Source organism: Paenibacillus pasadenensis, from assembly GCF_023715725.1.
In the GTDB taxonomy this organism is placed as follows: domain Bacteria; phylum Bacillota; class Bacilli; order Paenibacillales; family Paenibacillaceae; genus Paenibacillus_O; species Paenibacillus_O pasadenensis_A.
Genome location: NZ_JAMBOT010000018.1, coordinates 1 through 12553 on the forward strand (window position 1 = coordinate 1; position 12553 = coordinate 12553).

Below are 12553 nucleotides of genomic sequence, written 5' to 3' on the forward strand. Positions count from 1 at the left end.
GCGACGCCGCGCTGCAGCTTGCGGCGCTGCTTGGCCGGCTGCGCCTCGGCAGCGCCGTTGCCGCCGGGCAGATGCCCCGGCGGAAGGGCGGCTTCGCCGCCCACCGCTGCCAGCGCTGCGGCAGCGGTGAGGCGCAGCTGCTCCGCACGGCATGTGCCGCGTGCGGGAGCGGCAGCTGCGCCTGCTGCCAGGCATGCCTGGCAATGGGGCGCAGCCGCGAATGCGGGCTGCTCGTGCTAGGCATGCCGGCCCAGGGCTGGCAGGGCGCTTCGCTTGCCCTGCCGCAGGCTCAGTCCCCAGCGGCGGCCAGACTTCGCCGCTGGGGACTGAGCCCAGCTCAAAGCGCCGCCGCAGCCGCGGCGCTGGCCTTTTTAGAGCAGCCCGCCGAAAAGGCTGACTCTCCGGTTCGCTCCGTAGAATGGCCCGCCGAAAAGGCTGGCTCTCCGGTTCGCTCCCTAGAGCAGCCCTCAGAAAAGGCTGATCCTGCGGTTCGCTCCATAAAGCAGCCTACCAATATAGCTGAGCCTTCGGCTTGCTCCATTGAACTACCGGCCAGAACAGCGTTTCCTTCTACTGCCTCCATGGCCCAAGCACTCTGCACTGTAAATAAACGGCCCCAAAGCAAGCATTTGCTCATGGAGGTTGCCGGCGCTTTTACCTGTCTATATCGATCACTCACAATGCTCGTCAAGCACTCTCTCCCTGCGGCCAAGTCTTTCAGACAGGCTGGCACCGGCCTCCGTCCTGTTTTTCTGCTCTGGGCAGTGACCGGAGCTGGCAAAACAGAAATGGTGTTTCCGCTGCTGGAATCGGTACTTCAGCGCGGCGGCAAAGCTTTGCTGGCGACGCCGCGACGCGACGTCGTCCTTGAGCTGGAGCCTCGCCTGCGCAAGGCGTTCCCTAATGTGCCACTGGTTACGCTTTACGGAGGCAGCCCTCAGCGCTGGGAAAACGGCAGCTTGTTTCTGGCCACCACGCATCAGCTGCTGCGGTTCCGGGAAGCATTTGACCTTGTTTTAATTGATGAACTGGATGCTTTTCCGTTTGTAAACGACGAGCTGCTCCACGCCGCTGCTGCCCGAAGCGCCAAAACAAGCGCGCGAGTTGTTCTTCTTACGGCCACTCCGACGCAAGAACTGCGGCGCATGGCGCGGAGGGGGCTTATGCCGCATGCGAAGGTTCCGGTTCGATTTCACCGAAAGCCGCTGCCCGTCCCGCGCCAGCTGCGGTCGCCTTCCGTTCCGCGTATGCTTGCCGCCGGAAGGCTGCCCCGTCGGCTTGTACAGGCTTTGCTCCATTCGCTGGAGCGCGGCGCGCAAGTGTTCCTGTTCCTTCCTTCCATCCGGGATGTGCAGCCGCTCGTTCTACTGCTTGACCGCCTCATCCCTGCCCAGTTTCCTGTCGCCGGTACACATTCTCAGGATTCGGAGCGTATGGAGAAGGTCAAGCGGTTTCGTGAGCTTCGCATTCGTTTGCTGGTAACAACGACGATTTTGGAACGGGGAGTAACCGTACCCCGCAGCGACGTTTTTATTTTTGACGCAGACTCGGAAGTGTTCGGAGAGGCATCGCTGGTCCAAGCCTCGGGTCGCGCCGGCCGTTCTGCAGACGACCCGCATGGCCGGGTATGGTTTGTATCCGCTGAGGCTAGCAATGCTCAAAAGCAGGCCATTCGTCAGATTACTGCAATGAACCGGGCAGCCCAACGGGGCGGATATTTGCAAAGCTAAACAGGAGATCTTCCCATTACACGTACCTTTAGGAGAGCTGTCCTTTGTTCAATGATCATTCATCCGGCAGGCTGCAGCCACTCGTATCGGGCACAGGGCCGCTGGCCGAGCCGCCGCAGGATTCAACGCGCTTATACCCAGCGAAGCGATCTCGTGCTCCATTCCGTTGGTATGAACAAATGCTGGAGCTGCTGTCGCCGGAGCGCGTTCCTTGTTTTATCTGTTTGCAACGTTTTGCCGCACGCTCGCAGCAGCATGGAATTCCTGAGGGTCTGCCTTCCTCCTGGGCAAACGGTATCTGCCGCAGCTGTTCCGGCACTATGCCTTGGATTCGTAAAATCAAATGTTTTGTATGCGGACGCCCGGAGGTGTGCGGTGACTGCTGCCGCAGAACTGGAGCCAGCTTTATTCGCAGCCGCAGTGCAGTTTCCTATACGCCAGAAATGCGAGGTCTGCTTGCCCGCTACAAGTATCGGGGTGAAGAGAGGCTTTTACCTTGGCTTGCGGTAATGCTGCTACCCGCATTTACTGCGCTTTCCGATGAGCTGAGCCTTGGAGACGGTTTGCATTCAGTCCGTCGCGGCAGTGTTCCAGTATTTGATCTAATTACTTCGGTTCCTGTGAGCGCCGAACGATTGCAAGAGCGCGGCTTCAATCAGGCGGAGCGCCTTGCAGCCTCGCTTTCAGTCCGGGTGGGCCTCGTTTCGCGGCCATTACTTATTCGTAACGGGGAGAGAGGCAAAATGAGCGGTAAATCCCGCAGAGATAGGCTGAGATCCGCCGCAGATTTATTCTCTCCTGCTCCAGAGGCGAGCGGAATTTTGTCGATTATTGCAAGCCGATCGGAAGCTAATCGCCGCCCGCTTCGGCTGTTATTAATTGATGATATTTATACAACCGGAGGCACCCTGGACAGCTGTGCCAGAGCGCTGCAGTTAGCGTCACCCGTTCCGGTCGATATTTTCGGCTTAACCTGGGCGCGTGCGTGAGTCGGCTATATCCCAAATGAACACTATCATTTCTGCCGCTCCTCAAATCTCTGCAACGCAACTCAGCGTCCTTATTTGGCAATTAAAGCTGAGCGGCCCTATTCGGTCTTTATATCCGTCAAATAGCCATTTTTGCCTTAAATAACGAATCCCGGTTGCGTTAAAATCAAAGGACAAGCCGTATCAGACCTTGCATATAACCTTACATTTAAATCTTTCCATTGCCATCATTCCAACTCGCACCACCTCAGCCTAAGAACAACTGCAATGTGTTTTAAAATGTCAGCTGACCTACAAGCGAGACCTCGTCTCTGGCTTCCATTTTCTAGCCGTCTTACGCTTCTCTCCTAAGCAAAGGCGGCTTTTCCGCCATCTGCCCCTTAACCTTCCTTTACTGGAAAAATATTTGACCTATTCTTATCTCCAATTAACAGCCGCATTGACCGATATATAAGAAAGATGAGAAAGGTAACTTGAAGGGGGCTTGTCCCATGAACCTAGATAATTGTCCGCGGTGCGGCAGACTTTTTGCTAAAAATTTCCGCGACGTTTGTCCAAATTGCATACGTGAAATCGACCGTGAGTACGACGAATGCCGAGATTATCTCCGCAAATATCGCGGCGCAACCATTAACGAGCTTTCCGAACAAACCAATGTCAGCATCCGTCAGATCACCAAATTTATTAAAGAAGGACGAATTTCCCTGTTGGATGCCCCGAATTTGAGCTATCCATGTGAAGTGTGCGGGATTCTGATCCGTGAGGACCATATGTGCGATTCCTGCCGCCTGCGACTGCGCGGCGATGTGCAGCGTATGAAGGACTCGGAGACTGAAAATAAACGAAATATCTCCGTCCAAAGAGCCTATCGCATTAAAGATAAGTCTTGAGTCTTTGACAAAATTCTTGTTTAATCGATAAATATAGGACTTGACAAATAGTCCAACTGTTCTATAAACAAAGGTTTCTGAAGGGCCGATAATAGGGACATGACAAATCGGCTGCAGTCCTGCAGCAAACCTAACGAGGTGAACCAACTTGAAAATAAACGAGACCGGCAGAATTAATCCTATTACTACGTACCAGAAACAAGGCGAGGGACGGATTTCGGAGAGCGCACGCACCCGCAAAACCGACCAGGTGCAGATTTCCGAGGAGGCCAAAGCGATGTTAGCCAGCCGCCAGCCCGAAAGCGCAGAGCGCAAGCAGCGCATACAAGAGCTGAAAAACGAAGTAGCATCCGGCACTTATCATGTTGATTCCGGTAAAATTGCCGATAAGCTATGGGATTTTTTGAAATAAGCCCGACCTCAATACCCAAGAACGGATGGGATGTATGACCATACAAGAGCTAATTGATACGCTTGAGCAGCAAAGCGGGCTTTACCGCGAGCTGCTGGAGCTTGCCGCCGCCAAGACACCTGTGCTGGTGAAGGGGGATGTCAACGCCCTCAGCGCCCTGCTGATGAAAGAACGCAAGCTTGCCAAGCAAATTGAGGAGCTTGAAGTCCGCCGGCAGACGCTGGTCAACATTCATTTTTCCCGGCTCCAGCTGCGCCTTCGCAGCGGCAAGCTCTCCGATCTGATCCGGACTGTCAATCAGCCGGAGGAGAAGCAGCGTCTTGCGGAGCTTCAAAAGGAGCTTACGCAGCTGCTGGAGGATGTGCGCTCCCGCAATGAGCATAATCTTGCGCTGACGAAGCAGTCGCTGGAGTTTATCGAGTTTTCGTTGGAGCTCACATCCGAGGCTCCATATGACGATTACACTTATACCCACCCGCAATTAAGCCCGGCCGGGCATGCGAAGGCGGGCATGTTCGACAGAAAAGGCTAGAGGAGGATCGCCCTAATGGCATCCACGTTTCACGGAATTGAGACCGCCAAACGCACCTTGTTCACTCAGCAGACTGCATTGAACACGGTAGGACATAACATTTCCAACGCGAATACGCCAGGATACACCAGGCAGCGAGTTAATATGAGCGCTGCCACTCCGATGGAGCCATTCGGCTTTCATCACTCCTCCGCAGCGGGCCAATTAGGCTCCGGCGTTGAGGCTTCGGACATTATAAGGCTTCGCAATGCTTTTCTGGATGACCAGTACCGCAGCGAGAGCAAATACGAGGGAAGCTGGCAGATCCAGGCGGAGACGCTCGACAAGCTCGAGAAAATCGCCAACGAGCCTTCCGATACCGGAATTCGCACTCTAATGGAGAAGTTCTGGGCTTCCTGGTCTGACCTCAGTAAAGACCCCGAAAACATTACGAACCGCCAGATTGTCAGGCAGAACGCTCAGGCGCTTACCGACTCCTTTAATCAGATGAGCCGCCAGCTAACGGATTTGGAGACGGACTTGACTGCCAGTGCTGATACAAAAGCAGCTCAGGCGAGTTCAATCATTCAGTCCATCGCTGATCTTAACGGACAGATCAAACGCATGGAGGGGCTTGGGGACAACGCCAACGACCTTCGGGATAAGCGGGATCAGCTTACAGATGATCTTTCCAAGATGATGAACGTCACGGTAACCGACACGGGCGACGGTTATACGATCAATATGGGCAACACCAATCTGGTGGAAGGCATTAATGCCCAGCAATTGACCGGAGCCGCTTTGGAAGCCGCATATCAAGGCGGGGATTTGAACGGCGGAGAGCTCCACGGCACGTTCCGCGCCCGGGACACGAATGTCCGCGGGATGCTGACCCAGCTGGATCAGCTGGCCAATACGCTGGCGAACGGCGAGTTCCAGGTTACCGTACCGAAGGGTTCTGTGCTTCCGGGCACAACCGTGCCGCTCGCTGAAGACACGGTGATGACCGTCAACGGCATCAATGGCCTGCATAAGCTCGGATATACGCTGGAGAGTCCGGCAACGGCCGGCCTCGACTTTTTCACCTTTGACTCCACAAGCGGGGCTTCCGGCATTACAGCTGGCAGCCTTCGGCTAAACCCGGCGATCGCGGCCGATTCCAACAAAATCGCCAGCTCCATGCGTACTTCAACGGATGCAGCTGGAGTGACTACGGTCATCAAGGGCAACAATACGCTCGCCTTGTTAATGGGCGAGGCCAAAGACAAAGCTTTCTTAATGAACCTGAGCGGTACCGGCGGCACAGAGTCCAGGGCGACAATCGGCAGTTATTACAACTCAATGGTTGGCCAACTGGGCGTACAGTCCCAAGAGGCAAAACGCCAGTACACAAACTCCATGGCCATGGTCGATCAAGCCAATAGCAGCCGCCAGTCCGTAAGCAGCGTTTCTACCGATGAAGAGATGTCCGACATGATCAAATTTCAGAACGCCTACAATGCGGCTGCCCGTTTTATGACCACGATGGACGAGCTGCTGGAAAAGCTGATTAACGGCACAGGACAGGTCGGCCGCTAATCGTAAGGAGATGAATTAGATGGCGCTTCGCGTTACTCAGGGCATGATGCATTCCCAATTGATGAGCAATTTGAATACAAACCTGAACCGGATGTCAGGTTATTCGGAGCAGATTTCTACAGGCCGCAAAATCAACAAAGCCTCGGACGATCCGGTAGGCATTACGTACGGCCTCCGTTACCGCTCCGATCTGGCCGCCAACGAGCAGTACCAGGACAATGTCTCCTCCGCGTTGTCCTGGCTGGAATTCAACGACTCTCAGCTTAACCAAGCCACAGCGGTTATGCAGCGGCTGACGGAGCTGACGACCCAGGGCTCCACCGGCACGAACACAACAAGCTCGCTGGATGCAATCAACAAAGAAATTGCCGAGCTCAAAAACCAGATGCTGGACATCGCCAACAGCAGCTTCAACGGCAAATACGTTTTTGCTGGACAGCGTTTTGACCAGAAGCCATACGATACCGGAGCGGCCGGCTTTGACGCCAGGGCCGTTACGGCTGATAACGGGCAGGTAACTTATGCAATCGGGGAGTCAATAACAATAAATGTGAATTTACAGGCAGCCGACGTATTTGGGGAAGCCGATGCAGGTGGCACTTCGGACAATATTTTTTCTATATTTGACAGGCTAAGTGCTTCGCTTTCCAGCACAAATTATCTGGCGATCGGGGCCGAATTGGACAACATCAAGAGCCGGATGAACAAAATGATGTCCGCTCGTGCCGAAGTAGGTGCAAGAACAAATCGCACCGAGCTGATGGAGAACCGTCTGAAGGATCTGGACGTGAGCCTGTCGGCGCTTCAAGGCAAAACAGAGGGTGCAGATGTAGAGAAGCTGTATCTTGAATCTAGCGTTAGCGAGAATATTTACCAGGCTTCACTTTCTGTTGGGGCCAAAATCATTATGCCTTCGCTGGTCAATTTCCTGAACTAAAATGAGGCTTCCTCAGCTTCAAATTCAGCAGCAGCCGATTCGTCTGGACATTCGGACGGAGAAAGCGAAGGTTGACATCCGCCAGCCCCGCGCGGAGGTCAGCATCAATTCGACAAAACCGGTTATAGACGTTCAAACCCATCGTCCGGAGCTGCTGATCGACCAGACGGATACCTGGAACGCCATTAACGGCGGCAAGCCTGAGGCGTTCATGCAGCGCATTTATTCGGATACGAAGAGTATTGCGTTGCAGCATGTCGAGCGTACGATTCAGAAATGGCGGGAGATTTCGGATCTGCGAACGAAGGAAAACCCGCTTCCCGATGTTGCTCTAAGAGAGTCCAGGCGTGAACGTGCTCCTCGCCAGCTGTATAGCGAACCTTCTATATTCAACACGCGCATTAACTTCGACATTCAACGTCCAGAAATCAATATAACACCGGGGGATGTCGACATTCAGGTGCAGACCCGCAAGCCTGAGGTAGATTACGCGCCTGGTAAGGTGCATATTTCTGTGGCGCAGTACCCGAAAGTGACCGTGACGCCTCCGCCGTTTGTGGAGTTGCAGGCTTGAGCTGATTAAAGGGGCTTAGGGTCTTCGAGTTGAAATAAGAAGCAGATAGACCGAATACCTTTCCCTGACTCCTTTGGGAGTTTGCCATTCCTTAATAAAGAGCGATAAAATCGAAATATCGATTTTGTGGCTCTTTCTTTTTCTTTTGACATTGATATTGTTCGTTCTGTGTATTTCCCACTAAGGCTTGCTTTTCCAAATGAATATGGAGTGTGAATAGGATGATTATAGAAACGACCCGTTTTGGTGCAATAGAGGTCCGGGATAAAGAAGTGTACACTTTCCCGTCTGGCATACCCGGTTTCCCAGAGTATAAGCAGTATGCGCTCATCCCGGTGGAGGACAGCCCGCTGTTCCATTTGCAGTCGTTGGAGGAAGGCGGTCTGGCATTTGTAGCGGCGGATCCCTTCTCGTTTTACCCCGATTATGAATTCAAGCTGCCGGAGCAGGCGGAGAGAGAGTTAGAACTGAAGACACCCGAAGAGGTGCTCGTTCTGAACATCGTCAGCATCCAAGGCTCTTTGGCGGAAGCGTCGCTGAACCTGGTAGCCCCAGTTATTTTTAATACAAGCAGCAGAACGGCCCGTCAGATTATTTTGGAGGGGACTAGCTACACGACCCGCCATGCGCTGATGCAGTCCGAGAAGCCTAATGAAGAGGAGGAAGCCTGATGCTCGTACTTGGACGCCGCAAAGGCGAATCGATTTTAATTGGGCCAGATATTGAGCTGACTGTTCTGGAGATTGGGGCCGATGGAATCAAGCTCGGCATTTCCGCTCCGAGAGATGTGACGATCCTCCGCAAGGAGTTGTATCAGGAGATCGCGGATACGAATCGGGATGCCGTTCAACATTTGGTCTCAGTGGAAGACTTAAAAATCCAATTTAAATCTCTAACTTTACCGAGATCCCTCTAAACAATAGATAGACTCCTCCCGATATATAAATTAGATCAGCTAAAGGGCGGCCGACCTGATAGCTGGTTTACCACAAGGAAGTGGGACAATTACCTAATTTCAGGGAGGAAACAAATCATGATTATCAATCACAATATTTCCGCAGTTAACACGCACCGCAACATGGGTCTGAACCAAACGGCTTCAAGCAAAAACATGGAGAAGCTGTCCTCCGGCCTGCGTATTAACCGCGCTGCTGATGACGCTGCTGGCCTGTCCATCTCCGAGAACATGCGCGGTCAAATCCGTGGTCTTGAGCAAGCTCAACGTAATACTCAAGACGGTATCTCTTTTGTACAAACGGCTGAGGGCGCGCTGAACGAAGTGTCCGCAATGCTGACTCGCATGAAAGAATTGAAAGTACAAAAGGATAACGGTACGTACACAACGACCGATACGAACAATATTGGTGAAGAGATGACGGCTCTTTCTTCCCAAATCAGCAACATTCTCACGAACACAACTTTCAACGGAAAAGCAATTACTGCTGGAGCTGGCATCGTAACTGACGACAAAGGTACACTGATCACCATCGGCTCGATTTCCACAACGTCGTTCGGCTCGTTAACTTCCGCGTCCACACTTACTAACATCAACGATGCAATCTCTGCTGTAGCAACAGAGCGTGGTAAGCTTGGTGCAGTCCAGAACCGTCTGGAATACACTTCCAATAACCTTGGTACTACTACAGAAAACCTGACTGCATCCGAGTCCCGTATCCGTGATACGGATATGGCGAAGGAAATGGTTGCTCTTACGAAAAACAATATCCTTCTGCAAGCTTCCCAGTCGATGCTGGCTCAAGCGAACTCGGCTCCTCAAGGCGTTCTGTCGCTGCTCCGTTAATTTATTCCGTTTCAATTTAAAGAACCTTAGACTTGTCTAAGGTTCTTTATTCATTTAAAGAGGTGTATTGTATTGAAAGATCTTTCACTCGTCATGATTGTGCGAAATGAGGAAAAAAAGCTAGGACGCTGTTTAAAAAGCGTTGCTGGCTTGGTGCAGGAAATTATAATTGTAGATACGGGTTCAAGCGATCGTACAAAAGAAATAGCTACGGCATTCGAAGCAAAGGTATTTGATTTTGTTTGGACTAATGATTTTTCTGAGGCGAGAAATTATGCATTATCCAAATCGACATCAAAGTGGAATTTGATTTTGGATGCAGACAACTACGTTACTCATATCGATATGGAAGAATTAAAGGAGTTCTTAACTAGCTCTAAAAAAATAGGGAAAATTAAAATAATTGATGAAGTCATTCAAAATGAACAGCTCGTAGAATCAGAGGGGTGGTATTCTCGATTATTGCCTGCCGAAGTCAACTACACGGGGAGAATTCATGAACAAGTAAATTCAGATTATGACAGGATAAACGTTCCTATTGTTGTTAGGCATGACGGATATTTAGAGACGGATAAGTCAAATCGTAACATGCCTTTGCTCATACAGGCACTGGAAGAGCAACCAACACATCCTTATTATAATTATCAATTAGGACGAGAGTATTACGGGATAAAAGAATTCAAGGCAGCCTGTAACTGTTTTGAAAAATCATATGCTAATATAACCGGATTTGAAGCGTATGCTCCAAATGTTATCGTACAATATATCTATGCTTTAATAGGCCAGAAGAACCTCTCTCGTGCGATGGAAATAATTAATCAGTCTCATGAGTTTGTGGGGCAGTTTTCCGATTATCATTTTGTGTGCGGTATTTTCTACTTGGAATACATAATGGACAACCCTTCTGATAGAGTGCACTTACTATATAAAATAGAAGAGTCGTATTTAAAAGCAATAGAAGTCGGAGAAAGCGACTTGTATGAGACGGTTAAAGGGACAGGCTCAGATGCTGCTTATTATAACTTAGGGGTTTTTTATGAAACAACTGGTAAAACAAATGAAGCTATTAAGGCTTATCAAAGGGCAGTTAGCTTAGGAAGCGAGTCGGCAAGTATTAGATTAAAAAGTCTGTAACAATTTAATCTGGACTTATGAGAGATAGAAGAATAACCGATAAAATAATTAACTGAAATCAAAAGACAAGGGTGATGTCTATGAACTTATCGTCCATTAACAGCAATGCTGTACCTCCACTATCGTCTGGTTCGGGTACCGTAAGCTCTGGAATAAATCGATCCTTAGTAATAAATACGACAGAGGCTCTTAGACTAGCTGAGTTACGTGGAGCAAAGCCAACAATAGCGGACGAGCAAAAAATTAAGGCAGTTGACCGAGCTATCAAGGCTATGGAAGGTCCTCATACTTCAGTAGAATTCTCCGTGCATAAGGAAACCAATTCCATCATGATTAAAGTCATTAATAAGGAAACAAATGAAGTTATTCGGGAGGTTCCACCCGAAAAAACGCTAGATGTGGCGGCACAACTCATGGAAATAGCAGGATTGTTAATTGATCATCGGATTTAAATTAAGGGGGAAACATAATGAGCAACCTTCGCATATCTGGTTTTAATTCAGGCCTTGATATCGATAGTATGGTTAAGCAATTAATGAAAGCTGAAAATGCGAAATTAGATAAGCTTAAAGCAAGCAAAGCAACAATAACGTGGCAGCAAGAACAGTATAGAGACATCAGCACTTCTTTAATTGACTTCCGCAATAACAAACTAGCAAAATATAATAATTTAAGTTCATTGAGCGCCAAGACATCAGAGGTTACCGGGAACTTAAATGCAGTTTCGGTGACCTCTACGACAAGCGCGGCAACCGGTTCCTTAAGCGTAACCATAGAGAGCCTCGCTAAAACAACAAACTCATTGTATCAATTAAGTCCGGGATCAGGTTCCCCTTTAACATCCTACGATAATACTACATTAATGAAAGACTTAAATCTTGACTTTGACAGTAAGGATGGTAATGGAAATTATACACTTACTATTAATTCAAACGGTACTTCAGAAACGATAACTTTCGACGATAGCTCCACTTTAGGGGATGTTCTTGGAAGCATTAATAGCAATAAAAAACTTAATGTAACGGCTATGGTAGGCAAAGACGGCTTACTTTCCATTCGAAGCAATTCCACTGGACTAAACGATATTTCAGTCGGTGGAGCCTTTAATATGACGGAGAAAGCTGAATCAACATCTGGTGGCGATGCATTATACACGGTTAATGGAATTGCAATGACTTCTTCAAGCAATTATATTAGTGTAAACGGATATAATTTGCAGTTAAAAGAAGTAACTTCAACTAACAATCCAGCTACGATTACATCAAAAATGGATACGAGTTCTATTTTAAATACAATAAAGTCTTTTGTATCGGATTATAATTCGATTCTAGATCAAGTCAATGGAAAACTCAATGAAGATCGGTATCGTTCCTTTAAGCCACTGACAGAAGAACAAAAACAAGATATGAAAGAAAACGAAATTACCCTCTGGGAAAATAAGGCGAAGAGCGGACTGTTAAAAAACGAGCCTATTCTCAGTTCAATGATTTCCGATTTGCGGATGTCAGTTCTTTCTACTGTGGATACAGGGTCCTCCGATATATTAAACCTCCAATCACTTGGAATCGTTACAGGTAGTTGGAATCAGCATGGTAAGCTTATTATTGAAGACGAAGAGAAGTTAAAGGCGGCTATTGAGAAAAACCCGGATGCTGTCGTTGCTCTGTTTAATAAGAAGACATCGACGTCTAAAGAGGACCTGGCTCCTACGAGTCCAAACTCCGGATTATTTACTAAGTTAAGCAGCACGTTGATGACGACTTTACAATCTCTATCTCAAAAAGCTGGTACATCAGCTTTCAGTTCAGATAAAAATGCTGCGTTTATGGCCAATTCTATGTTAGGGGAGCAGCTAAGAGATTTAGACAAGCGAATTGATAGTATGAATAGTTATTTATTTAATAAAGAAAATCAGTATTACAAACAATTTACTGCAATGGAAACAGCGATAAACAGATATAGCTCACAGTCATCCGCTTTTTCTAGCAATTAATAAG

General features: G+C 49.2%; 14 protein-coding genes. All 14 read left to right on the top strand.

The window, feature by feature from the left end; translation table 11 throughout:
• Positions 1-1730, top strand: a 1730-nt coding sequence (locus tag M3223_RS22750) for a helicase-related protein (RefSeq protein WP_251565936.1), incomplete at its 5' end; no start/stop codon positions are given.
• A gap of 44 nt (positions 1731-1774) precedes the next feature.
• Positions 1775-2719, top strand: a complete 945-nt coding sequence (locus M3223_RS22755) for a ComF family protein (RefSeq protein WP_251565938.1) — start codon at positions 1775-1777, stop codon at positions 2717-2719.
• A gap of 491 nt (positions 2720-3210) precedes the next feature.
• Positions 3211-3609 carry a TIGR03826 family flagellar region protein gene (locus M3223_RS22760; RefSeq protein ID WP_251565940.1) on the top strand — a complete coding sequence of 133 codons (399 nt, stop codon included), beginning with the start codon at positions 3211-3213 and terminating at the stop codon, positions 3607-3609.
• A 148-nt stretch (positions 3610-3757) separates the two neighbouring features.
• Complete coding sequence (flgM, locus tag M3223_RS22765; RefSeq protein ID WP_251565943.1) at positions 3758-4021, top strand: flagellar biosynthesis anti-sigma factor FlgM; 264 nt, start codon at positions 3758-3760, stop codon at positions 4019-4021.
• A gap of 34 nt (positions 4022-4055) precedes the next feature.
• On the top strand, positions 4056-4553 hold the full coding sequence (locus M3223_RS22770) for a flagellar protein FlgN (protein WP_251565945.1): 498 nt from the start codon (positions 4056-4058) through the stop codon (positions 4551-4553).
• 15 nt (positions 4554-4568) lie between these two features.
• Positions 4569-6110: a flagellar hook-associated protein FlgK gene (gene flgK, locus M3223_RS22775; RefSeq protein ID WP_251565947.1), complete on the top strand. Its 1542-nt coding sequence runs from the start codon at positions 4569-4571 to the stop codon at positions 6108-6110.
• A 19-nt stretch (positions 6111-6129) separates the two neighbouring features.
• Complete coding sequence (gene flgL, locus M3223_RS22780) at positions 6130-7047, top strand: flagellar hook-associated protein FlgL (protein ID WP_251565949.1); 918 nt, start codon at positions 6130-6132, stop codon at positions 7045-7047.
• Between the two features lies 1 nt (position 7048).
• On the top strand, positions 7049-7621 hold the full coding sequence (locus tag M3223_RS22785) for a DUF6470 family protein (RefSeq protein ID WP_251565951.1): 573 nt from the start codon (positions 7049-7051) through the stop codon (positions 7619-7621).
• A gap of 221 nt (positions 7622-7842) precedes the next feature.
• A complete protein-coding gene (gene fliW / locus M3223_RS22790; RefSeq protein ID WP_251565953.1) occupies positions 7843-8292 on the top strand; it encodes a flagellar assembly protein FliW in 450 nt (149 codons plus the stop codon).
• Positions 8292-8537, top strand: a complete 246-nt coding sequence (gene csrA / locus M3223_RS22795; protein ID WP_251565955.1) for a carbon storage regulator CsrA — start codon at positions 8292-8294, stop codon at positions 8535-8537. The genes fliW and csrA overlap by 1 nt, the downstream gene beginning before the upstream one ends.
• 117 nt (positions 8538-8654) lie before the next feature.
• Entirely contained in the window at positions 8655-9422 is a 768-nt protein-coding gene (locus M3223_RS22800) for a flagellin (RefSeq protein WP_251565957.1), read from the top strand.
• A gap of 72 nt (positions 9423-9494) precedes the next feature.
• A complete protein-coding gene (locus tag M3223_RS22805) occupies positions 9495-10556 on the top strand; it encodes a tetratricopeptide repeat-containing glycosyltransferase family 2 protein (protein ID WP_251565959.1) in 1062 nt (353 codons plus the stop codon).
• Positions 10557-10636: 80 nt separating this feature from the next.
• Complete coding sequence (locus M3223_RS22810; RefSeq protein WP_251565961.1) at positions 10637-11008, top strand: flagellar protein FlaG; 372 nt, start codon at positions 10637-10639, stop codon at positions 11006-11008.
• A 17-nt stretch (positions 11009-11025) separates the two neighbouring features.
• Positions 11026-12549, top strand: a complete 1524-nt coding sequence (gene fliD / locus M3223_RS22815; protein ID WP_251565963.1) for a flagellar filament capping protein FliD — start codon at positions 11026-11028, stop codon at positions 12547-12549.
• The last annotated feature ends 4 nt before the right edge of the window (positions 12550-12553 follow it).

Excerpts from the sequence above, each read along its gene's own strand:
- M3223_RS22760 (WP_251565940.1), top strand. The coding sequence starts at position 3,211 with ATGAACCTAGATAATTGTCCGCGGTGCGGCAGACTTTTTGCTAAAAAT.
- M3223_RS22770 (WP_251565945.1), top strand. The coding sequence starts at position 4,056 with ATGACCATACAAGAGCTAATTGATACGCTTGAGCAGCAAAGCGGGCTT.
- flgK (WP_251565947.1), top strand. The coding sequence starts at position 4,569 with ATGGCATCCACGTTTCACGGAATTGAGACCGCCAAACGCACCTTGTTC.
- flgL (WP_251565949.1), top strand. The coding sequence starts at position 6,130 with ATGGCGCTTCGCGTTACTCAGGGCATGATGCATTCCCAATTGATGAGC.
- M3223_RS22785 (WP_251565951.1), top strand. The coding sequence starts at position 7,049 with ATGAGGCTTCCTCAGCTTCAAATTCAGCAGCAGCCGATTCGTCTGGAC.
- fliW (WP_251565953.1), top strand. The coding sequence starts at position 7,843 with ATGATTATAGAAACGACCCGTTTTGGTGCAATAGAGGTCCGGGATAAA.
- csrA (WP_251565955.1), top strand. The coding sequence starts at position 8,292 with ATGCTCGTACTTGGACGCCGCAAAGGCGAATCGATTTTAATTGGGCCA.
- M3223_RS22800 (WP_251565957.1), top strand. The coding sequence starts at position 8,655 with ATGATTATCAATCACAATATTTCCGCAGTTAACACGCACCGCAACATG.
- M3223_RS22810 (WP_251565961.1), top strand. The coding sequence starts at position 10,637 with ATGAACTTATCGTCCATTAACAGCAATGCTGTACCTCCACTATCGTCT.
- fliD (WP_251565963.1), top strand. The coding sequence starts at position 11,026 with ATGAGCAACCTTCGCATATCTGGTTTTAATTCAGGCCTTGATATCGAT.